The following is a 26,364-nucleotide window of genomic DNA, read 5'->3' as shown; positions in this document are numbered from 1 at the left end:
TAATACAAATGAGCAAATCAAAATCCAAAATCAAAGCACAGAAAAAACAGCTTAAAACCTCCGTTAACAGCCTGACTTCTGCTACCAGTGACGCTTTAGACATGGTGATGGCCAGTGGCGAAAGCACAGACCAGCTTCTGGAGCGCTTGGGTATATCGCGCCAAGAAGCTTATGCCATGATCACATCAGATGATGAAGTCGAAAGTTGCCGTGAAGACTTGCGCATGGCCATGCTGGCCCGCTCATGGCGCTTGTGGGGCGATGGTGCCGATGACGAAGTGGTCAGCAATAGAGACTGTGGCGCATCGTGCGCAAACACCTGCATGTGCTGGCTGAGGCGGTTTTAACAGCAAAACTGAATGGGTATGCAGTTCTGCGTTACATCTATGCAAAAGAAGACGATGGCTTTTTAACCATAGACACGATTAGCGACAAATCTTCGGAGTTGGACAAATACACACCTAAAACCGATGGCAGCCTTGTATATACGGGTGGTAGTGGTGAAGAAACCGTTGACACCAAAGTCATGTATTTGTTGTTGACCCATCGTGCCACCAGTACCAATCCAGCGGGCGAAATGGCGGGTGCTCGTTTGTACCCTGCGGTGGCATTACGTAAACATGGATTCATCTATGCTGCACAATTCATTCAGCGCTATGCCCAGCCGTTGCTGATCACCAAAACTGACAGTATCCGCACTGATGTAGATGACGAAACTGCCAAGGTTTACAGCCTACTCAGTGGTGGTGCCATGAACATGAGCCGTGAAGACGATATTGTGATGTTACAAAACAACGCCGATGGTCAAGCATTTCAACGTCTAGACCGCATGGCCAACTCACGCATTCAAAAACACATGCTGGGTAAGGTCAAGACCTCAGACTTGGAAAATGGCAGCCGAGCAGCTCAAGAAACCGAAGAGAACACCAAAGGTGACCGCATTGATGGTTATTTGCATTTGCTGAATTTGGCTGCACAACACTTGGTTGATGCATTACTGATGGTTAATGAAGCCTATGGCAAAAGCATTACAGCTCCCAAAGGCTTGTGGTTTGAGTTCAACAAAAAAACCGAAATTGACAATAAACGTGCTGACCGCGACACCAAATATGCCAAAGATGCCAATTTGCGTTTTACCGAAGATTACTACATTGATGTGTTAGGTTTTGAACCCAACCACTTTGTGTTGGCGGATGATGTCAAAACACCCAATGTTGGCAATGCATCTTTGTCAGCTAGGCTGTCAGGCAAACACAAGCAAGGCAATCCGTTGAATGGGTTTTCACAACCCAAGATCGATGCCATTGTATCTGCACTGGATGAATGTGAGTCGTTTGCTGATTTTGAAGCCAAACTTTCAGGAATGGACTTAAGCGAGGGTGACAATGCGTTGATCCAACGCGTATTGGGTGACGCCGTGCATGAGTTTATCAAAGGCAGCGAGGCTCAAAGCCATGGATGAAATTGAACTCAACCCCATTGGATTGATAGACCGTGCTGCGTTGGAGTATTTGAAGTCCAAGAAGCTGTTGCCAAGCTTTGCTTATGAAGATGTGTGGATGCATGAACATGCAGTGGCTTTTACGGTTGCAAAAATGCTGGATGCTGACTTATTGGCTGAAGTGAAATCGGCCCTAGAAGATGCTATTACAACTGGCAGTGATTTTAATGCGTTTAAACAGCGTTTAAAACCGTATTTAATGAGCCGTGGTTGGTGGGGCGAGCAAATCATGTTGGACCCTTTGGATGAGCAAGCAAAAGTAGTACAGCTTGGCAGTACCCGCCGTCTTGAAACAATCTTCCAAACCAACATGGCCACCGCATATGCAGCCGGACAATGGCAACGAATCCAGTCAACAAAATCGGCTTTGCCATATTTGCGTTACAACGCCAGTGCGGCCAGTAATCCGCGTGAAGCGCACAAGCGCTATTATGGCTTGGTGTTACCTGTTGAGCATGAGCTGTGGAATACCATTTATCCACCTAATGGTTACGGCTGTTTGTGCAGTGTGACCCAATTGACACGCAAGCAGGCAGAAAAATACGGCATTTCAGATGAGCCAGAGGTTGAAGTCGTCGATGTGGTGAATCAGCGCACTGGTGAAGTGGTCAATATTCCAGCTGACATTACTCCCAGTTTTGCCCATAACCACGGTGATCGTCTGGGTGCATTGGATGCATTGTTTGGTGACAAACACGGCACGGATGCTTTAGACAGTTTGATTCAATCGCGTGAGTCGTGGTTATCCAAGCGATTCAACATGCCAGACAGCATCAAAACCACCACATTACCTGCGAAAGTTTCCAAAAAAGAGATTGGGCGTTTACTGGTCGATGTGTTGGATGGGATTGCAAAACCATCAGAAGCAGATGCAGCAGCGCGGTGGCAAGTCGCTCACAATGTAAAACTTGAGCGTTACGCATTGGAAAACGAAACACCCCCCGACTTCTATATTGTTGATGCTGACAAACCGAAAGAGCAATGGACCACGATTGACTTTATGTACACTCAGGACCCAAGAAACCTGTTTAAAGTTGATAAATTTAACCAATACTTTGCTGATACTGAGCTGCGGTGGAAAGACCATCAGCTAAACATCCAAAAACATTTGGCCAAAGCTGATATTGTTCCATTGGATTTACGCCAATTGAATCAATTAAACCGAATGAAATTAGTTGCCTATGTGTTATCATTGCCACAAGAACAACAAGCAAAAATACAATTTTTAGTAAGCGAGTCATTATGAGCATAGACAATTTAATCATCCATGCAAACGGAGTTATCCGTGATGTGCAGTTGGGTAAACGTGCCGTCTATGATTTGTTTAACTTTATGCTGCCCAAGTTACAAACCCAATTGCCCGATTTTAGCGATGAGTTTGAAGGTCAATACTATGGGGAGGTTTTGTCCATTAGTCATGTGCCTGCTGAACACTTCTCACTTGTTGCCGATTTCATCATGCAAGCCTGTGACGAATTTGACAGTTTGAAACCCCATAAAGCCGTCTTGCAAGCAGCCTTGCAATCTGACCCACGGTATAAGCAATAAGTCTTAAAATTCAAAATCGCCACAGAAGCCCTTAAACGGGCTTTTTTCATGCGGGTGATACAAAGGTATACCCAAAGCATTAAACCCCTCTCAGAATCGTTCTTTACAGGGTCTTTACAGCCTTTACAAGAGCCATGCAGGTTTGCCAAACCCCATTTGCTGCCAATTTGGCAAATTTCAGGATATTGGGGTGTTAGTTTCCCTCTGATTCTCGTACTCGTATCCCGTCAGACACCTTAACGCCATCATGGCGGCACAATTGCCCCATGACTACGAAAACCCCCACCCCCCCAAAAAGCATTGAAGCCAAGTTATCCAGTGGCATCAATGTAGACATCAAGCCAGCTAATGGCGACGACCCACGTAAATTCAGTGGTGTGGCTACCAGCGGTCTCCCTTTTTCTCGCTGGGGCTGGAATACCGTCATTGACCTCGACAACATTCAACACAAACCCAAAGTGGCTATATTGCACGAACACATGCAGCCAGCAGGCAGTGGCACGTTATCGGTAGACCCTGACAAAGGTTTGTTGGTAACTGGCACATTTTTGAGCAATGAATGGGGTCAATTCATTGCCCAAGCTTCGGATGAAGGATTCCCGTGGGAAATGTCGGTTCATGTTGCAGTTGGTCGTTCTGAAGAGTTGGCCGCAGGGGCTACCACTACCGTAAATGGCAAGGAGGTTTCTGGACCTTTGAGCATTTGGCGTGATTGTGTGGTGCGTGAAGTGTCGTTTACGGCCGTGGGGGTGGATCCAAATACAAGCGCATCGGCGTTATCTGGTTTATTACCACAACCATCAGAGGAGCATGTACCCATGACACCTGAAGAACAGCAAGAAATGGACGCTTTAAAAGCTCAAGTGGCGACACTGGAACAAGAAAAAGCAGATTTAAAAACGGCCAATGAAAAATTGGAAGCTGAAAAGGCCGATGCTGAAAAAGCGGCACAAGAAGCCGAAGTGGATGCTGAACTGTCTGCCGCTGGCTTCCATCGCAATGAAGACGGCAAAGGTTTTAAAGGTGTTTCCGCCGCCACTTATGGCGTGCTGTTGTCTGCCAAGCCAGAAGATGCGAAAGCCATGATTGCTGACTTGGCACCAAGTGGCCATGCCAAACCTGCAGTGCCTGGTGGCTTGTTAAGTGATTCAACGCTAAAAGACAAGCAGCCTGGAGCCACCCTATCTGGATTAGCTGCCGATGCAGCTGCCCGCAAAAACAATGGAGCCAATTATGTCTAAAAGCAATCCAGCCACCCTCGGTCCTACTATCAGTGATTTTTTAAAGTGGGATGCCTCTCGTTTAACTCGGACTACCGTGCCCGCAGCCATTGGTACAAAAGCCGGTGCCTTGGTGGAATTCCCACTGCGTGAAATGCCTTTAGTGGCATTGACAGACGAAAGCGATGGCCAAGTGGTGGTGCAACCACACAGCTGCATCATTGATTTATCACTGGTCAGTGAAGCCGCCATCAGCACAGCTTTAGGTGGTACTGAAGAATTGCCCAAAACGGTTGAAGACCTGGCCAAGCAAGGCGATGCCTTTGGAATTATCTACCAAGGCACACCATTAGCCTAATAATACAAGGAAAACAAAATGCCATTAAGCAGCGACAGCCGTTTCGGCGTTCAAGCAATGACCGAAGCCATTAACGCTTTACCCACTAATCCCACTCAAATCCGCAGCTTGGGTTTGTTCACACCTAAGCCTTTAACCACCACTCATGTGGATGTTGAGCACTTGGAAGGCACATTGAAGTTGGTGCAATCCAAAGAACGTGGTTTGCCTGGTGAACCAGTGGAAAGCCGCAAACGCAATATTCGCACCTTCAAAATTCCACATTTGCCGGTGGATGATGTTATTCGCGCAGATGAAGTGCAAAACGTGCGTGCGTTTGGTGGCACCAATGCTCAAACCGTTGATTCTGTGGTCAATGACAAATTGGCAGATTCCAAATCCAATTTGGAATTCACCCGCGAGCACATGCAGTTGGGCGCATTACAAGGCAAGATTTTAGATGCTGATGGCTCGATTTTGTATGACATCTATGACGAATTCAACCTGCCGCGCCAAGTGTTTGACTGGAAATTGGGCACCGCAGGTACAAAAGTCGGTGCTGTGATGGATGAAACCTCAACCAAAATGCGCAAGCATTTGAAAGGCGAATTCCTCATCAAGTGGTTGGTGTTGTGCAGCCCTGAATTTATGGCGGCATTGAAATACCACGATTCCATCAAAGAATTGTATGAGCGTTACCGTGACGGTGCCGCATACCGTGAAGCCAATGAAAATCAAATCATGTTTGAACACAATGGCTACCAATTCATGCAATACGATGGTGAATTTGGTGATTCCGGGGCAAAAATCACTGAAGGCGAAGGTTTGATATTGCCTTTGGGTACGCGCAGCACGTTCGTTGAATACTTTGCACCAGCTGACATGAACGCCACAGTGAACACCAAAGCATTGCCGTATTACGCCAGCCGAGAAAAGTTGCAGCATGACAAAGGCTGGAGCATCCATGCGCAATCTAACCCATTGCCATTGGTGTTGCGTCCTGGTTTGGTTGCGACAGCGAAGGCATAGCCATGGCCATCATCACCCGCGACGATTTGCTCGAGCGCTTTGGCAAAAAAGAGCTGATTGAGCTCACAGACCGAGAAGCCTATGCAGTCCTCAATGACAGTGTGTTGCAAAAAGCCATTGAGGATGCAGAAGCTGAAGCGGGTGCGTATTTACAGGCCGCTGGTTTGGTTTTAAAGACACCGCCTAAAGCATTGGTTATCAAGACTTGCGACATTGCCCGTTACTACCTGTATGAAAACGGTGTGACTGACATTGTTGAAGCCCGTTACAAACAAGCCATAAGCTGGTTTAAAGACGTGGTTAAAAACCCGCAAATGCTTGATGCCAATGCCACCCCCAAGGCCACCAATCCATCTCGTTGCACAGTGATTCCAAATCAGCCCCCAGCATCATGGGCCGACATTGGAGGCAAATACTGATGCGTTTAATCATTCAAGCAGACCTAACCCCCATCAGCCAACGGCTTACCAAGCTTGCTGGCCAAATGGATGATTTAAAACCAGTCATGGCATCAATCGGTGCTGTTTTGGAAGGCAGTACGCGCTTGCGTATTGCCGAGTCCAAAGCCGATGCAGATGGCAAGGCATGGGCAGATCTGGCCAGCTCAACCAAAGCGGCCAAAGGCAAAAAAGGCAGTATTTTGGTGCATCGCGGCACTTTACTGCGTGGCATCACATACGAAGCCAGTAAAGACAGCGTGATTGTCGGCTCTGGCCAAATGTATGCGAAGTGGCTCCAAGAAGGTACCGCCAAAATGCCCGCACGGCCATTTCTGGGTTTGTCATCTGGCGATTACCAAGATGTTGACGATTTACTTGATGATTGGCTTAACGGCCTGATAGGAGCGTAAGTATGGCTTTGCAGATGCATGACAACATGCTGGCGGTTTACCCTGAGTTATTGAACCAGGTCCGCAGCATACCTGGTGTGATGTTGGTTAAAGAAGCCAGTGACTTGGCAGTGTTTATGAACGAGGCCAAGGAAAAACGCAAAACGGCACCGGCACATGGTGCGGTGTATGTGGTTTACGGTGGCCATACACAAGATGGCTCAGCAGGCCAAGGAAAACTGCAAAAGAATACTTTGTTTTTTACCTTGGTTTACTGCGCACGCTATTCAGAAGGCGGCAAATCAACACTGTATGAAACTGGCGCAACCCTAACAGCTATCAAAAAAGCATTGCAAGGTTGGGACCCTGGTAAAGAGTTTGTAGTCAGCCCGTTTGCAGAAAGCAATTCGCCGCCGATTGAATACAACGATGGTTATGCCTTTTACCCGATTAGCTTCACTACCACCGTTTGTGTGAACGCAAATTAACCGCTTTTAAACCGCATTAAAACCTTTGAAATAATATTTTAGAAATGGAGTAAAGACATGGCACGACAAGCAGACAATGGCATGATTTTTGCCGGTAAAACCTACATCAAAAATAAGATGATTCCTGGTGCTGGTTTTGTGGATGTGGGCAACGTAACCTCTTTGGCGCTAAAGTCAGAATCGGAATCGAAAGAACGCATCAGCAAACAAAAAGGCACGTATGGTGTGGCTTTAGACAGCATCACCACCCCAAAACCGACCACATTCAGCATGAAATGTGACACGATTGACCGTCACAATTTGGCAATGGCGCTGATGGGCCAAGACGCTGACTTTAACCAAGCCGAAGAAACCGTGACAGACGCCATTATTGAAATTGGTCAACAAGGCCAGTGGTATGCTTTGGGCAAAACCAACATTGATCCCGACACTGTGGCTCTCAAAACCTCAACAGATACCGTAGTAGACAAAACGGCTTACCAAGTACATGCTGGTTTAGGCATGATTCAAATTAATGAAGGCAGTAACACTGTGTTGGCTGGTGACTCTATCAAAGCATCATTCAAAACCAAAGCGGTTAAAGGCTTCCAAATTCAGGCTGGCGTGCTGGATAACTTGAAACTGGAAATCATGATTGAAGGTGAAAACCGCACTACTGGCAAAGCTGGCACCTTGCACATCCCATCCGTATCGGTTGGCGCAGATTCAGAAATCGACTGGTTTGGTGATGATTTTGCGGAATCGTCTTTGGCCGGCACTGTGGTCAAAAGCGGTACGAATGCGCCATACACGTTCACAGAAATTGAGTAAGTGGTGCAATTTTAAGTGAACATTGGTACATTTTTAGACAATATTTAATGCACAGGCCGCTTAATGCGGCCTGTATTGCAAAGGAAAATCATGAAAAAAATCACTTTTACAGCAGAGTACGACCCAGCAACCGAAGAATTGCGCATTACCTCACCAATTCCTTACCTGGGAACGCAAAGCGGATCCTTTGGCGTGACAGTTAATCAGAGCATGCAAAAAGGCAAATGGCCAGAAAGTGACGATTTTAAGGCCATTTCCAAAGCCCACCTGACTTTTGACCATGCTGGGGACGATTGGGTGCTGACCGAAATGCATGTTCGGAAAGAGCCATCTATACAACCGGAACAATAAAACCATATTCTAACGCGGCACCTAAATTGTGCCGCTGTTTACTGGTACGAACTTTGGCAGTAATTTTACCTGAAAGATAAAGCGTATCTAAAATCGACATGAGTTCATCCTCTTCAATTTCAAGAATGTCGATTAAATCCTTTGGAAAAATACTTTTTTGCTCTTGATGCAAACTTACGATTGCATCTAAAACGGTATTGCTATTGTGCATGAATTCTCCTGTCAAATACGTAAGGTTTTTAAAGTATTTCTCCATTGAAATTATGAGAAATAGCAAAACGAAACAAATATTGCCTTAAATCCGCATAACTTGAAGTCAATAAAATACGCCTTATTCAGGCTGGTTAATTTCAAGTCTGTTTTGATAAGCCAAGCTGCCAAGCATGGTGTAAAGTGGCACAATATCAGTCGATTTTGGAAATTCAAATTTGAATTTAACCATTTGTGCCTGGTGAGCTTTGCGGTAAATATTCTGTAAGCAATAGATGTTGATTTCACTATCATCCAAGCCCATGCCTGCGGTTTCCATTTCCACATCCACAATATTCATCAGATAAATCGATTTAAAACTTTGTTTTTTCCCTGATGCACCTTGCTTATCAATGAATAAGATTCGTTGATCTGTAAAAACTATGACATCCCGCACTAACTTATAACCAACAGTAATTTTTTCTTGATCAAATAGGTAGCGGTTAAATTGTTGTTCCAACTCATCAAGAGTAACTTCGCTCATGTTGCCAAGGACACCTTGGACCAATTTATTTAATCCAAACCCCATTTTTTTTGCTCCCGAAATGAAATTATTATTTTGTGTCTCTGGTGTTGCTTTAGCTGCTTGTGCAAGCTTTTGAGCCTGCAATGCTTCACGATTTTCAATTTCAGCTCTATCAGCATCAAATTGGGCTTTGATATCAGGATAGTTTGCAAATAACTTTGCATCGTATTGAGCACGCGATGAGTCATTCAACAACACGACTTTAATCTTTTCGAGCTGTTCAAGATTCAGAGTTCTTTTTTGTGCTGCATTGATTAATGCCCTTTGAATTTGCTCAACTGTTGCCGATGGTTTGACACTAAGTAAATCATACAAATTAACCATTACCACCCCTTGTACTCTTGTGCCGTCAGACACAATAACCCATTAAAAACGAAATAATTTGCAGCATTATAGACAAATTATATTCATTGGACATGGCTAAAAAATTCGAGGCTGGTTTAGAAATAAAAGCCGATGTAAAAGGCACCGAGTCAGTATCGCGGCTTGCAGATGAAATTGAAGCTGCTGGTATAGACACATCCAATTTAAGGCGTGAAGGCGCTGAATTGACGCAGCAATGGCAACAGTTAGAAAACAATCAAAAACTGATTGCCCGCTTTCGCGAGCTTAAACTTGAAGCGCGAGATGTGGGCCAAGCACTTGAAGCCTCTAAACTTAAAACAGCGGCATTGGCTGCCGAGTTTAACGTCAGCCCGTCGAAATCGCTTGAGAAGCAACTACAGGCCTCCATCAGAGAAACAAAATCACTGACAAGTCAGCAAGAGTCTTTAAATCAAAAAGTATCGCAAACCCGTACCGCAATGGCTGATGCGGGCATTTCTACTAAAAATCTACATCAAACCCTGAAGCAATTACAGGCTGGCTCCGAGGCGGTCAAAGGCAAACTGGCTGAATTAACTACTGAGGCACAGCGCTTAAAAACCTTGGCCGCCGCACGCATTCAGCTAGGATTAAATATTGATGAGCATGCTCGCAATGAGTTGGCCGCTACGCAACAAGCATTTGAAGAACTGAAACGCAGCGGCACACTCAGCCAAGCCGAACTTGGCCGCGCGGCAGAATTGCACGCACAAAAAGTACAAATGTTGGAACGCAGATTGGGCATTGTGTCTGACGAAGCAAAACAGTTACAGCGCATCGCAGCGGCAAAAACCACATTAGGTTTGAATGTCGATGACCGCGCGCGTGCTGAAATTCAGGCTGTCAAACAAGCGTATGAAGACTTAAAAAACAGCGGCACATTGAGTCATGAGGAGCTTGGTCGCGCTGCCGATTTGCACAATCAAAAAGTACGGGCATTGGAACAAAGCCTAGGCATCATGTCCGAAGAAGCCAAGCAACTTCAACGCATTGCGGCGGCAAAGACAGTACTTGGGTTTGATGTGGATGATAAAGCCAGTAAAGAATTGGCTGATGTTCACACAGCTTACGCAACGCTCAAAGCCAGCGGCATTTTGACCAATTCACAATTGGAACGTGCCACCGAGCGTTACACCGCAAAAGTCAAAGCCTTGGAAAGCCAACTCGGCATTGTCACTGAAAAAACCAAGCGCCTAAATCAACTGGCATCCGATAAAGCAAAACTAGGCCTTGACATTGACGAGCGCAATGTTGCCGAAATCAATGCAATACAGGCCGCTTATGAGCGTTTAAAAGCCAGTGGCACATTAAGCAGTACACAACTTGCGCGTGCCACTGAATTGCACCGCCAAAAAATACGCGAACTCAAAGGCGAAGCCGCCAGTATGCCCAGCGCAATGAATCCCATTGCAGAGTCACTGCAAAACATTGGTAAAAAGGCGATGGCATTAACTGGCGTCACCGCTGGTTTGTACGGGGTCAAAGAAAGCTTGAGTGCGGTATTACGTACAACACAAGAGTTCCAAGCCGTGCGCCAACGCCTTGATTATGCTTTTGGAGGCGTTGAAGAAGGTGGTAAGCAATTGGACTTTGTGCGCAATATTTCAAACCAATTGGGTTTGGAAGTATTAGGTGCCGCTAAGGGCTATGGCAGCCTTGCCTCAGCCACAAAAGAATTGAATATCACTCAACAACAAACACAACAAATATTCAGTGGCGTGGCCCATGCAGCCGCTGCAATGCACTTATCGGCCGATGATGCCAACGGTGTGTTCCTCGCGTTGAGCCAAATTGCCGGTAAAGGCAAAGTCAGCATGGAGGAATTGCGTCAACAGCTTGGTGAGCGTTTGACACCTGCAATGGGTATCGCTGCGAAGTCTATGGGTGTAACCACTGCGGAACTGGAAAAAATGGTTGAGTCTGGCATCAGTGCTGAAGACTTCTTGCCAAGGTTTGGCGCGGCACTGGAAGAAGTATTTGCAGGAGAAGCCGCAGCCAATGCAAATACTTTAAGTGGGCAAATCAACATACTAAAAAACCAGTTTAATGAGTTGTTAAATGGTTTTGGCGAAGGCGGTATTGCAGACGCTGCAATCAAGGTGATGCAAGACATCGGTGAATCCATCACGTGGTTGGAAACGCAGATGGCGGGCATGGACGCCACAGTATCGGGTGGTATTAAAGATGCGTTTGTCGGCACGTATGAAGGCGTCAAAGAAGCAGGTCTGACCATTGCACATTTAATTACCTCAATTGTGGATCGTATTAATGCGGTTGGCCAGGCATTTAACACATTAAGCGGCAACGCAGATCAAGATTTTGACATAGTCAAAAGTATTATTGATGGTGTGAATATCACCATAGGCGTGTTACGGGACGGTATAGCGGCATTGGGTATAGGTATAGATTTGGTTGTAGGCACATCATTGGGCGGATTTGCTTTGATGGCTGAGGGCTTGTCCAAAATAACATTTGGTGACATTTCTAAGAATTTTGAAGAGGCAGCTAAAGGCTTATCAGAAGCATCAGATAAGCATTTCGGTAAGGCTCACAATGCTGCTATGAATTTTGAGTCTAAAGCCGTTCAGGCCGCTGACCGTGCAATTGAATCAGAACAGCAACGGTTTTTACGTCTTGAAACCGAAGCTAAGGCAGCGTATCAAGCCGCGGCACAGGCTGCAATAGAGGCTGCCGACAAGGCCAAGGAGGCGCAAGACACTGCCAATGCTGCCATTGGTACAGATGCTGAAGAAACCGCAACAAAACAAGCCGCAGAAGCGAATAAAGTCGCTGTGGCCGCTAAGGTAGCCGCGCAAAAAGCACAAACTGAATGGACTGAGTCAGCTAAAAAAATTGGCGCAAGTGACGAAGAGATTGCCAAGGTCATTAAGCCTTTACAAGAAGCTGGCTTGGCGGCCAAAACTACTACCAAAGAACTTGAGGCAATGTCCCCAGCACTTAAGGCCGCCAAAGGTGCAGCTGACGGCATGGGCATTAATGTACGTGCTGCAATGAGCGAAATTAGTCCAGCAGTAAGCGAAGCCAAGAAAAAAATTGACCTGTTACAAACTGGCTTCAAAGATATGAGTGCTGGTGGAATCAATGCGGGTTCTGTAGTCAGCCAAGCAATGGCCCAAATGCTAGAAGCCGCGGTTAACCCAGCCGACATTGAAGCAGTCAAACAAAAATGGCGTGAATTTGGCGCTACAGGTGCAATGTCGGCAAGTCAGGTCGAACAAGGTTTGATGCAAGCAGAAACCAAGCTGCAAGACATCAACAACACCTTGAACCCAGTCAACGCAGCACTGCAAAACACCACGGCAAAAGCCAAAGAGTTACCCCAAGCCTTGATTGGTGCAAAAGCCGCCGCGCAAACCTTGGGTGTGGACATCACCGCTGCAATGAATGAACCCAGCATGGCCATGCTGACGGCACAGCGTAACATCGACAAAATCCGTGCTGGCTTCAATGAAATGAAAGCCAGCGGCATGAATGCCGGTGCTGTGGTGCGTGGTGCGATTGACGAGATGCTGAAAGCGGCCGCTAATCAGTCTGATATTGACCTTGCTAAGAAAAAAATCAAAGAGTTCGGCACAACCGGCGCGTTGTCCATGCGCGACGTTGAGCAAGGCATCATCAATGCAAACAGTCGATTACAAGAGATTAACAACACTTTAAACCCTGTTAACCAGGCATTTGAAAAGCTTGGAATTAAAACGAAGGAAGCATTAGGCAATTCAGCCAAAGACATGCAAGCCGCATTTGAACGTGTCAAAGACTCCGGAAAAGCAACGACTGATGGGCTTGCAGACGGCTTTAAGCGCGCGGCAGATGCAGCACTGGCCTCGGGTGACATACAAAGCAAATCATGGGTACGAGCACGCGCTGAAACATACGGCTACAAAGTAGTCATTGATGATGCGGGCAAAGCAAGCTTGCAGCTTGCTGAAGACGTTAAAAAATCCAATGCAGAGCAGCAAGCGGCCACTAAAAGCACCACAGAAGCTTTAAAACAGCAAGCAGGTGCCACCAATGGCGTGGCCAGTGCGACAAAATCAGCAACTGGCACAGCTAAGTCGTACAAAGCGATTACCTGGGCAATCTTTGACCGCAGCATCATCAACAATGCTGAAGCATACAAAAATATGATTTCAGCAGTGCGTGAGCAGATGAAATATCATCCAGGCGGCGATGTACTTGCATTTTTCAAAGAGTACAACCGCTACGTCAAGATTTATCAAGACCAGACAGAACGCGCCCAAAAAGCCACTGAAAACTTGAACCAAAAAATTGAAGCCGGCACAGTCAACCAAAAAGACTTAGCCGCCGCGGTAGAAGCAACCAATGCCCGATTTGGTAAGTTGGACAGCACCACACTTAAAAACCTGCATGAAGCCATAGACAAGGCACGGCAAAAGATTAAAGCCATGCGTGACGAGGCCGAAGACACACGTGCAGGCTTAGAAGCTGAGTTGGCCTCTGCGCGCGGCGATGAAACCAAGCGTGAAGCCTTGGAACAGCAATCCAAGATACGTGAGCTGAATTTGAAATTGCAAGAAGCCGAAGCCGCTCAAAACCGTGAGGCTGTTGGCGATTACCGCAATGCAATCAAACTACAAGAGCAAATTTATGCTGAGAAGCAACGCCAAGCAGCACTTGAAAAAGAACGTGCTCAACAGCAAGCCGAAGCAGAACGCATTGCCGCCGAACAAGCCGCGACACAAGCGCAAGCCGAACAAGTACCGATTGAAATCAATGTCGGGACGGCAACCGTTCCTGTAGAAGCCACCGCAGGTATGGCCAATCAGATAGCCAGTGCTTTGAAAAATGCTTTAGCTGGCCGTGACCAAGGCTTGGTAGATGCGGCTGTGAGCCAGTTTATGAATCAAATTTTAGATGAAATGAAAAGGATGGGCATGTAATGGCGAATTGGAAATTAAAACGTAACGACACCGGTGAAACATTGGAGTTTGACCAGGACATGCACTGGAGCGATGAATTTGCATGGTCTGCCATTTCGCAAACACAACCAGTATACAGTCTCGCAGGCGCGGTATTGGTCCAGCAAAGCATTAAACAAGCAGGCCGGCCAATTACGCTTGATGGTGATTGGGTGTGGTTTGGGCGTACATTGGTTGAAACATTACGTACCTGGACTGATGTTCCCAATCTTAAACTGACATTAACCCACTACGATGGCCGCCAGTTTACGGTTGGCTTTCGATACCACGACAATTCGCTCAATAAAGTTGAGCCAGTTCGCTATGCCACGCCTGAAGCTGGAGCGGATCGCTATACCTTGTCAATTCAATTGATGACCATGTAAACCGTTTGTACTCTCATTCCCTAAGACGCTTTAAACAGCGTCTTTTTTTATACTGAAGCTTACTATTTAAAGGCTTCAGTCATGGCACAGCAAACAACACGTTTAACCCAGCAAGACCTCAAAATCTACCCATCCGAACGCTTGACCGACACAGATGATGGCGGCGGCCTGATGCGCGGTACAGCATTAACCGGCGCAGACAATGAGTTATTCCCGCCGGTCTCAGACGTTGACCGCACGATGGGTGCATTCAATGCACGCTTGGTTTACCCAGCAGTGTTGCGAGAGGATGAGGAGCCGTTGTACGGCGGCCATTGCATTATCTCTGAGCGGCCTGTAATGGAGAACGTCTCATTTTTACTGTTCAAAGCACAAAACTATGGCGAAGCACGCAAAGACATTTTGCCGCGCATTGAGGCGTACAGTGTGCCAACCATCGAATCACGCATGACATTGCTCGGCCGACAACTTGCCGGGTCACGCATCATTCAAGCATACCAGCGTGTTGAAGCCCCGTTGCCTATCGTTGGCGAACGCTATTGCTTGTCGTTTGAAGAAAAAAACAAATTGCCAGTGCAAGAATATTTCCGCATTTTGACAATGACACACGAAATTCGCACGTTTGAAGACCCTGAAGGCAAGGAGTTCCAAAGACGTGTAGTTAAGATGGAAACTTCAAACGCATTGGGCCGTGACTTTACTGGTGTAGATTACCCCTCATCCAAAGGCTATACAAACCCACCGACCAAGATTCTTGAAACTCAGGTCGCTGACACAGCCACATATTACGGCTGTCGCGCACTTGTTGAACCGATAACGGCACAATCTGCAACGATCCGTGTCGACGACATCTTTGAAAAAATCGTGCCCACCAGTTTGGTCGAAACAGCGCTAATAGACCAATACCCAAGTAAGACAGCTTATTGGGTAGAAACTGGCGTAAGACAGGCAGTGTTTACTGGCAGCCGCGCTGCCGGCGATTTGTATTTGAATCAGTCTGTACTGCCGGGCAGCGTTGAATTATTGAATTACGAAGACAATGCCCAAGGCCAACTTGTTGATGGCAAGAACGTGCTCACAATCGATTACGACAATGCAGTGATACGCAATGTGCCTGCTTTGTATAACGCGGTAATTCAAGCAGTGCCGGCAGCAAAAGTCAGCAATTCCTCATGCTCTACCATCGTTAATATTGATGACACAAACCAAGGCACAGAATGGGCGCCGCTTTTAAACCCGAAGCCGACGAACGGCTCCGTGTCAGTTGCATGGATGTCGCAAGGCGCGTGGTATGAGCTGACCGACCACGGTGATTATAATTTACGCGACAAAGAAGGCAAAATCCGTGGGTCTGTCGCACGCACCGGGTCGGTTGTGATTTCACTGCCTGAACAGCCGGATGTGGGTTCAAAAATCATCATCACTTGGGCACCAGTCGATTTTTACAAAACCATCAACGACAAAGATGCTGGTAGCGTGATTGTGCCTGTCACGCTGAACCCAGAGCTGTCGCTGTTGCAAGTGCCACAGCCGATTATTAAGCCTGGTACTGTCAAAATTAACACTGGCACCAGCACAGTCACTGACAATGGCCAAGGCACTTTAACTGGAGCACTAACAGGCCGTGTGGACTACGCAGGCGGCCAAATCTACCTAAACGCTGGAAGCAGTATTGCTGAAGCAGACATTGGCTTTGATTACTACGCAGACGAGTACGCAAAAACCAGCTTTACCCTTGAAACCACAGCAACCCAAATATCGGGCAGCATAGGCCCAACTGTGCGCGGCACAACTAAGATTGTGGCCGACTTGTATTACCACGAGGACATCAAAGCCTGGAACTATATGGGCACCGATTTTGTTGAGGTTCAAGAACGCAATATGTTTGTATTCACCGATAACGGCAACGGACAATTGATGCGTAACGGTAAATTGGTGGTTGGATCAAGCATAGACTATTCAACCGGCCTGTTTATCGTGCCTTTTAATTCAATCAAGGGCGATTGTGTTACACCAAGCTGGGAGTCAACCGAAGCGATACTGCATCAAAGCAGTATTGGTGAATGGGGTATTTTTAAAATTGTTAGTCGCGATGTCACTCCATTGCCTGGCCCCAACTCCTATTTTTACAAGCTGCAATCAACCGCAACACGGATTTATTCCAGTAAACAAGCCATCAGCTATTACTCAACCAATGTACTGACGGGCAAGCCACAGCCGCTTCAGTGCGTGCCCAATTCGTTTGTGTTTGAGGTTGGCGGTGCAAAGGTATACGAGCGCATGGGCCGCCTGTATCGCAACATCAACAGCCTGACTGGAAACGGTGAAGAAGTCGGCACATTGTCAGCATACGGCGATTTGGCCATTACCAATCCAAGCCTTGCACTTGGCACCATCAAAGTGTTGGCTGGCGTGTACGCGGTGGGCGGCCTGTTGGGTAAACAAACCTATGGCTACACTCTCGCGGCACCAGTTAAGCCTCAAAGCTTCACAGCTTACGCCAATGGCCAGAGTGGTTTGATTGTTGGCACTGCGGGCGCTAACGGAGTGATTGCGGGCGACATCACCGGCACGATTGAAACCAAAACCGGCTTTTATGAGCTGGCCAGCACAAAAGGCTTTACGCCTGAATCCGTGCGCTACAACACCGTGGTGCAGTCAAATATTCCGCTTGATAGTTCAATCATCGGCATCGATGCAGTGCGCCTGCCACCTGATGGCCGTGTGCCCATTTTCCGCCGCGGTGACATGATAGTGATTGGCAATAAAGTCAAACAAAGCATAGGCAGTGCACACACCGGTAATCAAGTGATACAGCTAGACCGAGGTGATTTAAGCCGCGTGTGCCTGGTTGACGCAAACGCAAAGCACATCAATGCTGAACTGTACACGACCGACTTAACTGATGGCACGGTGACATGGGAGCCGCAGATTGATTTGTCTGCTTATACCATGCCCATCACCGCACACCATGTACAGGAAGAAGAAAACCGTGTTGTGGGCTTGGATATTAACGGCACTTTAAAGCTGCAATTCGGTACATCTCGTGCCTATCCCGTGGACGGAACTACCGTATCGAGCGCCTTTATCGGCGGTGATTTGCTTGTCCGTGCTACCGCGCCATTTTCACAGCAGGCTTGGAATAAGATTTGGAGCAATGAGCGCCAGACCGATGAGATTTTAGCGAAGCTGAATGTGAAGGATTACCCAATTCGCCTAACGTCTAACGGCGCGATCACTGAGCGCTGGTTATTACTGTTTAAGACCGATTCTCAGTTTGATGTTATCGGTGAAAACTTGGGCTTGATTGCAACCGGCGACCGCTTGTCTGATTTGTCACCGCCGAACCCATCAACGGGGAAACCGTATTTTACATTACCACGCGGCGCATTCGGCGGCGGCTGGGCCCAAGGCAATTGCATACGCTTTAATACATTCAGCAGCCAAATGCCGACTTGGGTATTGCGTGCGGTGCAGCCTAGCCCCACAACACAAACGGGCAAAGACGGCTTCACAATGTGCTTGCGTGGCAATACGGTTGATAAGTAAGGAATAGAAAATGGGAACACCTGTAAAAGTTTTCAGAAGTTCAGACACCGATGCGCCTCAAATTGTGGGCGGACGTGGTGATTTTAAAACCGTGCTTAAAGCATGTTTAATAGCTGGTTATGGTTCAGGTGCAAACCGAAAAGAGCCACTTGGCTGGGAAATTGTACCTGGCACAGAGTCATCCGACGGATTTGACTGCGCGTTTAGGCCGACAGACTTGGAATCAGGTAAACGTATTATTCACATTGCCGGAACAGCTACAACTTACGCAACGATTTCAACATATTCAGATACCGATGCAAGCGGAGCATTGATTACAAAGGGGACTGTAACTGACAGCACGTTTCCGACATTTCACTCATCCGGTATTGAGTGGGTCGTGGTTGGGCATCACAGCGCATTCATTATTATTATTGGGGTTAAAGGGATATTTTCAGTAAAAGCACGCGCAAACGGTGCCGGTTTATTTTTTGGTGATATTGAAAACAGAGTCAACAATGCGCGGGGCAACACATTGTTATTGCGAATTTTTCACGCCGGTACATTTGGAGCGGCTGGACTCTCATCAAAAAATAGTAACTTTTGGAATGGCGACTATTCGATCATTTCAAGTTCAACTGATGGCTTGTCAACTTGGCCGAAAGCGGTGCCTTCTTCATTATTTAATGACAATTTATTAGTGGGTAATTCACCAATCAATTCAGAAGTATTGTATTCAAAGGTTGCGGTGACAGAGAGCGGAGCATTGCGAGGATTTTTACCATTCGGTTATTTAATTCATCAATCCTTGCTATCGACTGAACATTTTGCTGAGAAAACCATAGACGGTAAGGATTACTTAGTGTGCAATTTATCTCGCAGCTCATGGGGCGCTAATTACCTTGCCCCCACAATGTTTTTTATGATTAATTTGACTGAGTGGGATTAAGATGTTCAATTATCTTGATGCAAAAATGAGCATTTACAGTGCAAAAGACCCTCAGTACCAAGGATTTATAGCGGGTAATGGCAACGGCATTGTCACAGTCGATGGCAAGCCTAGCCAGAAGCGCATTGTTGTGTTTGAGCGTACCAAGCTGTTTCCATGCCTGCGGCAGACGTGGAGCAATGCAGATGGAACGTATCTCATACCGTGGTTAGATGTGAGCAAGACATACATGGTAATGGCGGTGGACGATAAAGAAAAATATGAGCCTGTAGTGTGGGATTTTATCAAACCGGCATCGAATAATGGCTAGCCCATTCATACCTAACTCATTACCACAGCCACTGTTTAACCGCATTGGGGCTGCGACAGCAAATGCTTTACCAATGGCGTTTAAACGACGTCTGGGCGCAATTCCGACGCCCGATGGCGAGAAGCAAGTCAAAATAAGTCAGGCATTTTACGGCGTGTACACAGGCGCAAGCAAACAGCAATTGTGTTTAAACGCGATGAATACCGTGTGTGTTGATTTGCTTGATTTGCCTGTGTTGTGGTTTGCCGCAAATCAGGAAACAGGCTGCTACAAAGCAACGACAATAGGCATGTATGACTTGGTCAATTGTGACCGTAGCCAAATGGGCACCGCACCTGATTTATCAAGCGCGTTTGATGTGTACAACAGCAGCGTGGCGGGATTAAAGCAATGCGACACCCCGCGTTATATTGAGTCTACCGGAGTATCTGAAAACAGCCACGTGCGTATGTCGTTTGGCAATGACATCAAAACATGCGTGAAACAGAGCCATAGCGCGGTCACGGCATACCAAGAAGTTTTACAGGCCGTATACGAAAGCGGCCATGATGTTGCTGGCTGCCGCAGTTTAAAAGCAAGCGTGGCGCGTGATATCCCTTGTGAGTATTACCCAGTCCCAATACCGCCCAAACCTGTTGACCCGACTGTGAGACCGTGCCCACGTTTTCCGAGTCATCGATTACCGCTGCAAATCAGGCGCCGTCGTATTGAATACGACGCGGCACTGCTGCCGCTGCCATTCCAGTGCTCGGCCATTGACAATATACCTATTTTAAAGAGTTACATCATGCTAAATACAGTCACAGCAAGCGTTGACGGCCTGCCACTTGAATTGTTAAGCGCATCAGTTACAACAGATATGAGCAGCTTCTGTTGGCAAGCAACCATAAGCCTGTACCCAGACGACTTCGCTAAAATCAACATGGACGGTCGAGCGCCCGGTGGCGAGGCCGAAGTCACACTAACAATCAACGGGGAGGCTTGGATATTCATTGCGGAGGACTATTCAGACAGCCGCAGCTTTGGTAAGAAAACATTCACAGTCAAAGGCCGCAGTTTGACAGCTAAACTGACAGGCGATTACGCAGCAAGCAAGTCAGGCACGATACAGGCAGACTTGTATGCGCGCCAGATTGCAGACCAACAGCTTCAATATCTGCCATTCACAATCAAGGCTTGGGATATTGCTGATTGGTTTATACCCGCGGGCAGTTACAACATCACTGACAAAAAACCGATGGATAACCTGATTGACATCGCCACCGCCGCCGGCGGCTTTGTGTACAGCGACCCGGCTAAACCTGAAATCACGTTTAAACCACGATGGCCAGCAGCCGCTTGGGAAGTCAATAAAGCAAGCGCAAGCGTCACCATCCCTGACAGCGTCATTGCTGAAATAAGCGGCCAGAAGCGCGTTAACAAACGCTGCACAAGTGTGTTTGTGTGGGCAGACCATGAGGCGGGCGGCAAAGGCGCAGACGTGTACCGCACCGGCACAGACCGCACAGACCGCGCATCTGCTCAGGTTCATGCCCTCTATACCGATTTGCCGGTGCACCGTGCCGCCGGCGTCGCCGCGCTGTCTGACACTGGGGTGCACAAGACTGAAACGGTCAAGCTGCCGTGGAGCACTGAATATTCAATACCGAGGGCAAATGTGGGCGACATTTGGCAATTTAATGAACAAAGCGGCTATTGGCGCGGCGTGATTACAGGCGTGTCCATCAGTGTTGACGTTGAAGCAGAAGGCGCGGTTGTGCTGTGGCAAAGCCTGACGGTTGACCGTTATCTTGACGTTTAAAGGGGCTTTAATGAACATTTCAAACGTATTTAAAGCGCTGGTAAACCCACAGCAAATTGCGGTTGCAAAAATCACGGCAGACCAAGGTGGTGGCACGTATCAGGCCGAAACCCAAGGCGGCCGTGTTTTGCTTCTCAAAGGCAGCGCATCGGTCGGGCAAATGGTGTTTTATGACATGAAAACAAGAGTAATCACTGGGCAAGCACCGGATATCAGTATGACAGATATAGCTGTGTGACTGTACTCGTATGCACTAAGGCATGAGTACAAACGGGATTTTGTATACTGGGATCATAGCTTGAAAAAGAGAGGTGCAAATTGACTGCATGTAAGCAAAATCAGCATGAATGGGTACATATTGGCAATCGCACACGCACTATTTTAAAAGCTTCAGGTGAGGATTGCACCATCAAACAAGGGTTGTATAAATGCCGGTTTTGTAGTGCTACTGAATTTGGCGAATACCAAGAATTGAAAGAGCCGCCAGCAATCTCATTTATAACGATGTGAAGACGGCGACATGGTAAATGCTATGAACACTTACCATGTCCCTCCGCAGTGTAGACCTGCATCAGAAAGCCGCCACCTGTACAGGTAAGCGGATTCTATATTGATGATGGAGAATCTGCAAGATGATTAATGTAACAGAAATTCGTTGTAAGCATTGTAAGCGTAAATTATGCGAAGCAGCAGGCAAATTTATTTTCATAATCAAATGCCCAAAATGCAAAGCAATGAATGAGTTTAAACACGATCTTTAATAATTCAGAGCGCCACGAGTGCCATAAGAGCACCAAGAGTGCCATGTATTCTTGAAAGGAATATATGGATGCGCCCTCCACAAAATGTCCCACAGTCGGTAGTTTGTTTGCAGGAATTGGAGGTTTCGACCTTGGATTTGAGCAAGTAGGATTCACAACCTCATGGCAAGTCGAAATCAATGATGTGTGCCGAGCAGTCTTGCAAGACCGATTCCCACACGCTCAACAATTCACAGACGTGCGAACCTGCTTTCCTGAACTCTGGCCTGTCGATGTCATTATCGGAGGCTTTCCCTGCCAAGATGTCAGCCAAATGGGAAAGCGGCGCGGCCTTGCAGGAGCAAGAACAGGCTTATTCTTCGACGCACTTAATATCGTCAATACCTTACGACCTCAATGGGTGGTGCTTGAAAACGTCACGGGGTTGCTCACTAGCAACAATGGCCAAGACTTTCAAACAGTCGTCGAGTCCCTTGCCAAATGCGGGTATTTGGGGGGATGGCGGGTGCTTGATGCTCGCTATTTCGGAGTCCCCACGGGACGCCGTCGAGTTTTCTTGGTCGCTGGATTGGGAAAACAACCCCCAGTCGAGTTTATGGCTAACGCCGGACCAATGGAAAACATTTCAGGCAAGACAGCGGCGGGCTCGTGCTGGTCAAACGCGCACCGTACGTTACTTACAGGTATTGGGCATGGCTGCATCGACCTCGGTGGTTCTAATATCATCGCTGTGCCAAACGGATGGGATTCGATGGTTGAGCGGAGCCGAACGATTACAGATGATGGGCTTCTTAAAGGATTGGATGAGGCCAACCATCAAGAAGTTAGGGCTTCCGGAAACGCCGTCTGTCCGCCGGTCGCACGTTGGGTTGCCCAAAAGCTAAAACCGACTTTCATGACTTAAATTAAATTTCACAATCTACCAGTTTTAAATCAATTAGAAATATGTAACAATATTCATGTTTTATTACATTCGGGTTTGAACATGAAAACTGCTTACATAGTTGTGGCTTTTTCTTATCAGTTGAATGCAAAGAAAAAGAAAGAATTAAAAGCTGAGGCCCCCATTGCTTGCCTTACTGCTATAGATGCAAGAAACCGTGCAGAACATTTGGCAGGAAAAAAAGCAGGTGCAATCGCAGTTTCGCAAGAGTATGACGAAGGAAGTGGCGAAATTGGTAAGGTCTCACACCTTGGAACCTATGGTGAAGTTTTACCAGGTTTGATTGATGATTGAGTTATTAAACAATGACATTCTAGCCACCAGATCGGTGGCTTTTTTATTAGGAGATTTCAAATGTGGTTCAAACAAATTAGCTTTTTCGTCTTACCCCAAGATATTGAGTTGAATTTAGAAGAGATTCAAACCAAGCTTGAAGATGCAAGTTTCAAACCTTGCCAAGGTTTGGATTGGAAAAGCGAAGGCTTTGCTCGTGCGGTGCCGTTTCAAGAAGATATGGTATTCAATGCTCAAGAAAGTTGGCGCATCAACTTACGCCAAGAAGACAAGGTATTGCCTGCCAGCGTGATACGTGAAGTTTTGGATGAAAAAATTGCCGAAATCCAAGCCAATGAAGGCCGTAATGTTGGCCGTAAAGAAAAAATGGAACTGAAAGAACAAATTACGGATGACTTGTTACCACGTGCTTTGACCCGCTCACGCTATACAGAAGCCATCATTGATGTGTCTGGTAAATTGCTTTTGGTTAACCAAAGCAATAGCAATAAAGCTGAAAACTTTGTCAGCCAGTTGCGCCAAGCTTTGGGCAGTTTGCCTGCTACCTTACCTCGCACAGCCGAATCGCCCACCTCACTGATGACTGCATGGCTGGAGCAAAGTGAGGCTGCTGGTAATTTTGAGTTAGATAGCGACTGTGAGCTCAAAGGCGTTGGTGATGCAGCACCAGTCATCAAAATCAGCAAACAAGACTTGGCTGCCGATGAAGTAAAACAACACTTAGAGCATGGCAAAATATGCACACAATTGGGTTTAGTTTGGAATAACCAAATTCGCTTTATCTTAAATGAAGATATGAGCCTAAAGCGCATTCAGTATTTAGACATGCTGCAAGAAGAAGCTGCCAATCAAGGCGACGATATGGTAAGTCTAATGACAGCCACCCAAATCATCATGACTCAAAATCTCAGCCTCTTAATACATGAGTTAATAGATCATTTAGGTGGCCTTATACCAGCATAAAAATTGCGGTATTTGGTTCAAAAGCGGATGCTTTTCGCGGTAAGATTTGGTTCAAAAGGCGACGCGGTTTAGTTTAAAAGCCGTCGCCGCCTTACAATTTTGGTTTGCATGACAGATGTCATCAGTTTAAACGTTTATTTCACCACCAACACGCCGCGCATCGTGCCTGTGTGGCCAGGGAAGGTGCAGATAAACGAATACGGCGCTGCTTTTAAGGCAGCCACATCCACTGTCAGGCTGTCGGATTCGCCGCCGCCCAAGAGCTTGGTTTTGGCCAACACGCGTGTGTCACCGACTTTGACGTAATCGGCCGCTGGACCCGCTTTTAAGCCATCTTTAATCACGGCGGTCAAATCTTCGGTTTTGGCGATGACCACATTGTGACCCATGGCCGCCTTAGGCATGCTGCCCGCATGCTTGAAGTGGATGGTGAATTGCTGGCAAGACGCGGGTATGCTGATTTCTTTGACGCTGTATTGCATGGCATCGTTGCCAGACAAATCAAAGCTGCAGGCGCTGTCTGTGGCCACGGCGGAAGCAGCAGGGGCCGTGCTGCTGGCTGCCACGGCACTGGCCGTTACGGCATCGTTGCTTGGTGTGCTGGCAGGCGCGGCGCTACTGGCTGCCGGAGGTGTGGGTGCGGGCGTGCTGGATTCGCCGCCACAAGCGCTCAAGCCCAAAGCCATACAGGCCAAAACGGCCAAAGTAAGCGGATGATGAAGATGGTTCATGACATTCCTTAAGAACGTAACAGTGGGTGAAATCCACTTTACTGCAATGGTTAAAAACGGCCCTGTTTTAAATCAAACCCGCGTTAAGCGGCGTTAAGCTTGCCACATCATGGCAATAAGCGCGCTATTTTACCGCATTCATGGCATGGGCAGGGCGGCTTGATGTCACGGCGATTTTGTATGGCGTCGATGCTGCGCACGGTGAGGGTGTGCAAGCTTAGGGTGCGCAATAAAGATACACAGCAAGGCCGCTAGCCTTTAAAATGGGCGGCGCGAGTGTATATGCGGCCTGTAAGCGCTTTACAGGCCGCATATACACTGAGTAATGCACACACAAACAGCGTCTGTCGGCGTTGAGATAAGATGGAAACAGATGAACAAGCAAAAAGCGGTGTTGTTTTTAGAGAGCTCAAAAAATATGGGCGGGCAAGAGTGGCAATTATTACAGCAAATGCAGGCTTTACAACAAGAAGGCTATCTGTGCGTGTTGCTGTGTGCCGAGCAAGGCTTGATTGCGGCGCATGCTCAGGCCAGACAATTGACCACCATCACCTTGCCGTTTCGCAACAGCGCCCATCTGCCCACCATGCGCGGCATTTTGCAAGCCATCAAACATTACCAACCGACAGCGTGTGTTTGCCACAGCGGCCACGATGCCAATAATTTGAGCATTGCCTGTTTGTGGCTGCGCCAACGCCCGAAAATCATTCGTTCGCGTACGTATTACACCAATGACAAGAAGAAATCTTGGCAATCTGTATTGCCTTTGGATGTGGTGATGGTGCCGAGTCAATTCATGCAGGCACAGATACAAAAACAGTTTCCAAGCAAGCGCGTTGAGGTGGTGTATCCAGGGGTGGATTTTGCCAAGCTGGATGGACAACACGATGCGGTCTTGCCTGAAGATTTGCAACAGTGGTTGGCAGCGCGGCCTGAGGCCGAGGTCATCATCCAAGTGGGCATGTTTCGGCGTGAAAAAGGCCACCACATTGTGTTGGCGGCAATGGCGAAATTGTTGGAACGCCATCCCAAGCTGGTGTTGATACTGGCTGGTGGTGGCAAGAAGCAGCCTTTGTTGGAGCAAATCGCGCAATTGGGTTTGAGCGATAAGGTGTGGCTGGGGGAACTCAGTGCGGTGGCACCGGCGCTGCGGCGAGCGCAATTGCTGGTGATGCCATCGCTGTTAGAGCCTTTGGGCATGGTACAAATCGAGGCTTTGGGCTTGGGCGTGCCAGTTATCGTCAGCAATGTTGGCGGTATCCCTGAGACTGTGCAACACCAGCAAACTGGCTTGATTGTGAGCGAAGCCACGCCAGTGGCGTGGGCAGAGGCGATGGATTACGGCTTGACCCATCCGCAAGAAATGCAACGCTTGGCGGCAGCGGGACAAACGCAGGTCAGACAGCAGTTTTCACCGCAATTCAATACCCAACGTTTGTTGCAATTGTTGGCAGAATAAGGGCGTTAATTCTCAGACAGCAAAGAAAGCGGCCTGTAAACCTTAGCT

Annotated in this window: 27 protein-coding genes; 24 read left to right on the top strand and 3 right to left on the bottom strand. The window is 47.4% G+C overall.

Annotation, left to right across the window (positions count from 1 at the left end):
• Window positions 1-8 precede the first annotated feature (8 nt).
• The 12 genes from BN3003_RS19065 to BN3003_RS04180 all read left to right on the top strand — a co-directional run bounded on the left by BN3003_RS19065 (window position 9) and on the right by BN3003_RS04180 (window position 8,113).
• The gene (locus tag BN3003_RS19065; protein ID WP_234333012.1) at window positions 9-347 is read left to right on the top strand and encodes a hypothetical protein; all 339 of its coding nucleotides are present in this window, start codon (window positions 9-11) and stop codon (window positions 345-347) included.
• Entirely contained in the window at window positions 308-1,462 is a 1,155-nt protein-coding gene (locus tag BN3003_RS04230; protein WP_234333010.1) for a phage portal protein family protein, read from the top strand. Before BN3003_RS19065 ends, BN3003_RS04230 begins: the two co-directional genes overlap by 40 nt.
• Window positions 1,455-2,747, top strand: a complete 1,293-nt coding sequence (locus BN3003_RS04225; protein WP_058305498.1) for a phage minor head protein — start codon at window positions 1,455-1,457, stop codon at window positions 2,745-2,747. The genes BN3003_RS04230 and BN3003_RS04225 overlap by 8 nt, the downstream gene beginning before the upstream one ends.
• Entirely contained in the window at window positions 2,744-3,049 is a 306-nt protein-coding gene (locus BN3003_RS04220) for a hypothetical protein (RefSeq protein ID WP_058305497.1), read from the top strand. The genes BN3003_RS04225 and BN3003_RS04220 overlap by 4 nt, the downstream gene beginning before the upstream one ends.
• Window positions 3,050-3,315: 266 nt before the next feature.
• A complete protein-coding gene (locus tag BN3003_RS04215) occupies window positions 3,316-4,290 on the top strand; it encodes a hypothetical protein (RefSeq protein WP_058305496.1) in 975 nt (324 codons plus the stop codon).
• Window positions 4,283-4,627, top strand: a complete 345-nt coding sequence (locus BN3003_RS04210; RefSeq protein ID WP_058305495.1) for a hypothetical protein — start codon at window positions 4,283-4,285, stop codon at window positions 4,625-4,627. The genes BN3003_RS04215 and BN3003_RS04210 overlap by 8 nt, the downstream gene beginning before the upstream one ends.
• Before the next feature lie 18 nt (window positions 4,628-4,645).
• The gene (locus BN3003_RS04205; protein ID WP_058305494.1) at window positions 4,646-5,635 is read left to right on the top strand and encodes a major capsid protein; all 990 of its coding nucleotides are present in this window, start codon (window positions 4,646-4,648) and stop codon (window positions 5,633-5,635) included.
• A gap of 2 nt (window positions 5,636-5,637) precedes the next feature.
• Window positions 5,638-6,054 (top strand): DUF1320 domain-containing protein, encoded by a 417-nt coding sequence (locus BN3003_RS04200; RefSeq protein WP_058305493.1) that lies wholly within the window; start codon window positions 5,638-5,640, stop codon window positions 6,052-6,054.
• A complete protein-coding gene (locus tag BN3003_RS04195) occupies window positions 6,054-6,485 on the top strand; it encodes a phage virion morphogenesis protein (protein ID WP_058305492.1) in 432 nt (143 codons plus the stop codon). The genes BN3003_RS04200 and BN3003_RS04195 overlap by 1 nt, the downstream gene beginning before the upstream one ends.
• A 2-nt stretch (window positions 6,486-6,487) precedes the next feature.
• A complete protein-coding gene (locus BN3003_RS04190) occupies window positions 6,488-6,952 on the top strand; it encodes a phage tail terminator protein (protein WP_058305491.1) in 465 nt (154 codons plus the stop codon).
• Window positions 6,953-7,009: 57 nt separating this feature from the next.
• The gene (locus BN3003_RS04185) at window positions 7,010-7,762 is read left to right on the top strand and encodes a phage tail tube protein (RefSeq protein ID WP_058305490.1); all 753 of its coding nucleotides are present in this window, start codon (window positions 7,010-7,012) and stop codon (window positions 7,760-7,762) included.
• A 90-nt stretch (window positions 7,763-7,852) separates the two neighbouring features.
• The gene (locus BN3003_RS04180) at window positions 7,853-8,113 is read left to right on the top strand and encodes a hypothetical protein (protein WP_058305489.1); all 261 of its coding nucleotides are present in this window, start codon (window positions 7,853-7,855) and stop codon (window positions 8,111-8,113) included.
• Here BN3003_RS04180 and BN3003_RS04175 read toward each other — a convergent pair.
• Window positions 8,094-8,324: a hypothetical protein gene (locus BN3003_RS04175; protein WP_058305488.1), complete on the bottom strand. Its 231-nt coding sequence runs from the start codon at window positions 8,322-8,324 to the stop codon at window positions 8,094-8,096. The two genes, BN3003_RS04180 and BN3003_RS04175, sit on opposite strands and share 20 nt — an antisense overlap.
• A gap of 120 nt (window positions 8,325-8,444) precedes the next feature.
• Window positions 8,445-9,212: a PH domain-containing protein gene (locus tag BN3003_RS19060; RefSeq protein ID WP_234333008.1), complete on the bottom strand. Its 768-nt coding sequence runs from the start codon at window positions 9,210-9,212 to the stop codon at window positions 8,445-8,447.
• A gap of 92 nt (window positions 9,213-9,304) precedes the next feature.
• Between BN3003_RS19060 and BN3003_RS04165 the strand changes: the two genes are divergently transcribed.
• From BN3003_RS04165 to BN3003_RS04120, 11 genes are all read left to right on the top strand, one after another.
• Window positions 9,305-14,173, top strand: coding sequence for a tape measure protein (locus tag BN3003_RS04165; protein WP_058305487.1), 4,869 nt, complete (start codon window positions 9,305-9,307; stop codon window positions 14,171-14,173).
• The gene (locus tag BN3003_RS04160) at window positions 14,173-14,577 is read left to right on the top strand and encodes a hypothetical protein (RefSeq protein ID WP_058305486.1); all 405 of its coding nucleotides are present in this window, start codon (window positions 14,173-14,175) and stop codon (window positions 14,575-14,577) included. The genes BN3003_RS04165 and BN3003_RS04160 overlap by 1 nt, the downstream gene beginning before the upstream one ends.
• A gap of 81 nt (window positions 14,578-14,658) precedes the next feature.
• Window positions 14,659-18,126: a hypothetical protein gene (locus BN3003_RS04155; protein ID WP_058305485.1), complete on the top strand. Its 3,468-nt coding sequence runs from the start codon at window positions 14,659-14,661 to the stop codon at window positions 18,124-18,126.
• Window positions 18,127-18,136: 10 nt separating this feature from the next.
• The gene (locus tag BN3003_RS04150) at window positions 18,137-19,054 is read left to right on the top strand and encodes a hypothetical protein (protein ID WP_058305484.1); all 918 of its coding nucleotides are present in this window, start codon (window positions 18,137-18,139) and stop codon (window positions 19,052-19,054) included.
• A gap of 1 nt (window position 19,055) precedes the next feature.
• Window positions 19,056-19,364 (top strand): hypothetical protein, encoded by a 309-nt coding sequence (locus BN3003_RS04145; RefSeq protein WP_058305483.1) that lies wholly within the window; start codon window positions 19,056-19,058, stop codon window positions 19,362-19,364.
• Between the two features lie 73 nt (window positions 19,365-19,437).
• Window positions 19,438-21,165, top strand: a complete 1,728-nt coding sequence (locus tag BN3003_RS04140) for a hypothetical protein (RefSeq protein WP_058305482.1) — start codon at window positions 19,438-19,440, stop codon at window positions 21,163-21,165.
• Window positions 21,166-21,175: 10 nt separating this feature from the next.
• Window positions 21,176-21,403 (top strand): hypothetical protein, encoded by a 228-nt coding sequence (locus BN3003_RS04135; RefSeq protein WP_058305481.1) that lies wholly within the window; start codon window positions 21,176-21,178, stop codon window positions 21,401-21,403.
• A gap of 394 nt (window positions 21,404-21,797) precedes the next feature.
• Complete coding sequence (locus BN3003_RS18335; protein ID WP_082625536.1) at window positions 21,798-21,926, top strand: Com family DNA-binding transcriptional regulator; 129 nt, start codon at window positions 21,798-21,800, stop codon at window positions 21,924-21,926.
• Window positions 21,927-21,990: 64 nt separating this feature from the next.
• Complete coding sequence (locus tag BN3003_RS04130; RefSeq protein WP_058305480.1) at window positions 21,991-22,830, top strand: DNA cytosine methyltransferase; 840 nt, start codon at window positions 21,991-21,993, stop codon at window positions 22,828-22,830.
• An 81-nt stretch (window positions 22,831-22,911) separates the two neighbouring features.
• Complete coding sequence (locus tag BN3003_RS04125; RefSeq protein WP_058305479.1) at window positions 22,912-23,163, top strand: hypothetical protein; 252 nt, start codon at window positions 22,912-22,914, stop codon at window positions 23,161-23,163.
• A gap of 60 nt (window positions 23,164-23,223) precedes the next feature.
• The gene (locus BN3003_RS04120) at window positions 23,224-24,126 is read left to right on the top strand and encodes a recombination-associated protein RdgC (RefSeq protein WP_058305478.1); all 903 of its coding nucleotides are present in this window, start codon (window positions 23,224-23,226) and stop codon (window positions 24,124-24,126) included.
• A gap of 134 nt (window positions 24,127-24,260) precedes the next feature.
• Here the strand turns inward: BN3003_RS04120 and azu are convergent, their stop codons facing one another.
• Entirely contained in the window at window positions 24,261-24,857 is a 597-nt protein-coding gene (gene azu, locus BN3003_RS04115) for an azurin (protein ID WP_058305477.1), read from the bottom strand.
• Between the two features lie 373 nt (window positions 24,858-25,230).
• Here azu and BN3003_RS04110 point away from each other — a divergent pair, with 373 nt between their 5' ends.
• Window positions 25,231-26,316, top strand: a complete 1,086-nt coding sequence (locus BN3003_RS04110; RefSeq protein ID WP_058305476.1) for a glycosyltransferase family 4 protein — start codon at window positions 25,231-25,233, stop codon at window positions 26,314-26,316.
• Window positions 26,317-26,364: the final 48 nt, after the last annotated feature.

Source organism: Vitreoscilla massiliensis, assembly GCF_001457815.1.
Classification (GTDB): domain Bacteria; phylum Pseudomonadota; class Gammaproteobacteria; order Burkholderiales; family Neisseriaceae; genus Vitreoscilla; species Vitreoscilla massiliensis.
This window is presented reverse-complemented; position numbering and strand designations above follow the sequence as displayed.

Excerpts from the sequence above, each read along its gene's own strand:
- BN3003_RS04130 (WP_058305480.1), top strand. The coding sequence starts at position 21,991 with ATGGATGCGCCCTCCACAAAATGTCCCACAGTCGGTAGTTTGTTTGCA.
- BN3003_RS04140 (WP_058305482.1), top strand. The coding sequence starts at position 19,438 with ATGGCGTTTAAACGACGTCTGGGCGCAATTCCGACGCCCGATGGCGAG.
- BN3003_RS04185 (WP_058305490.1), top strand. The coding sequence starts at position 7,010 with ATGGCACGACAAGCAGACAATGGCATGATTTTTGCCGGTAAAACCTAC.
- BN3003_RS19060 (WP_234333008.1), bottom strand. The coding sequence starts at position 9,212 with ATGGTTAATTTGTATGATTTACTTAGTGTCAAACCATCGGCAACAGTT.
- BN3003_RS18335 (WP_082625536.1), top strand. The coding sequence starts at position 21,798 with ATGATTAATGTAACAGAAATTCGTTGTAAGCATTGTAAGCGTAAATTA.
- BN3003_RS04145 (WP_058305483.1), top strand. The coding sequence starts at position 19,056 with ATGTTCAATTATCTTGATGCAAAAATGAGCATTTACAGTGCAAAAGAC.
- BN3003_RS04195 (WP_058305492.1), top strand. The coding sequence starts at position 6,054 with ATGCGTTTAATCATTCAAGCAGACCTAACCCCCATCAGCCAACGGCTT.
- BN3003_RS04225 (WP_058305498.1), top strand. The coding sequence starts at position 1,455 with ATGGATGAAATTGAACTCAACCCCATTGGATTGATAGACCGTGCTGCG.
- azu (WP_058305477.1), bottom strand. The coding sequence starts at position 24,857 with ATGAACCATCTTCATCATCCGCTTACTTTGGCCGTTTTGGCCTGTATG.
- BN3003_RS04135 (WP_058305481.1), top strand. The coding sequence starts at position 21,176 with ATGAACATTTCAAACGTATTTAAAGCGCTGGTAAACCCACAGCAAATT.
- BN3003_RS04125 (WP_058305479.1), top strand. The coding sequence starts at position 22,912 with ATGAAAACTGCTTACATAGTTGTGGCTTTTTCTTATCAGTTGAATGCA.
- BN3003_RS04165 (WP_058305487.1), top strand. The coding sequence starts at position 9,305 with ATGGCTAAAAAATTCGAGGCTGGTTTAGAAATAAAAGCCGATGTAAAA.
- BN3003_RS04200 (WP_058305493.1), top strand. The coding sequence starts at position 5,638 with ATGGCCATCATCACCCGCGACGATTTGCTCGAGCGCTTTGGCAAAAAA.
- BN3003_RS04215 (WP_058305496.1), top strand. The coding sequence starts at position 3,316 with ATGACTACGAAAACCCCCACCCCCCCAAAAAGCATTGAAGCCAAGTTA.
- BN3003_RS04120 (WP_058305478.1), top strand. The coding sequence starts at position 23,224 with ATGTGGTTCAAACAAATTAGCTTTTTCGTCTTACCCCAAGATATTGAG.
- BN3003_RS19065 (WP_234333012.1), top strand. The coding sequence starts at position 9 with ATGAGCAAATCAAAATCCAAAATCAAAGCACAGAAAAAACAGCTTAAA.
- BN3003_RS04210 (WP_058305495.1), top strand. The coding sequence starts at position 4,283 with ATGTCTAAAAGCAATCCAGCCACCCTCGGTCCTACTATCAGTGATTTT.
- BN3003_RS04160 (WP_058305486.1), top strand. The coding sequence starts at position 14,173 with ATGGCGAATTGGAAATTAAAACGTAACGACACCGGTGAAACATTGGAG.
- BN3003_RS04155 (WP_058305485.1), top strand. The coding sequence starts at position 14,659 with ATGGCACAGCAAACAACACGTTTAACCCAGCAAGACCTCAAAATCTAC.
- BN3003_RS04205 (WP_058305494.1), top strand. The coding sequence starts at position 4,646 with ATGCCATTAAGCAGCGACAGCCGTTTCGGCGTTCAAGCAATGACCGAA.
- BN3003_RS04110 (WP_058305476.1), top strand. The coding sequence starts at position 25,231 with ATGAACAAGCAAAAAGCGGTGTTGTTTTTAGAGAGCTCAAAAAATATG.
- BN3003_RS04220 (WP_058305497.1), top strand. The coding sequence starts at position 2,744 with ATGAGCATAGACAATTTAATCATCCATGCAAACGGAGTTATCCGTGAT.
- BN3003_RS04180 (WP_058305489.1), top strand. The coding sequence starts at position 7,853 with ATGAAAAAAATCACTTTTACAGCAGAGTACGACCCAGCAACCGAAGAA.
- BN3003_RS04190 (WP_058305491.1), top strand. The coding sequence starts at position 6,488 with ATGGCTTTGCAGATGCATGACAACATGCTGGCGGTTTACCCTGAGTTA.
- BN3003_RS04175 (WP_058305488.1), bottom strand. The coding sequence starts at position 8,324 with ATGCACAATAGCAATACCGTTTTAGATGCAATCGTAAGTTTGCATCAA.
- BN3003_RS04150 (WP_058305484.1), top strand. The coding sequence starts at position 18,137 with ATGGGAACACCTGTAAAAGTTTTCAGAAGTTCAGACACCGATGCGCCT.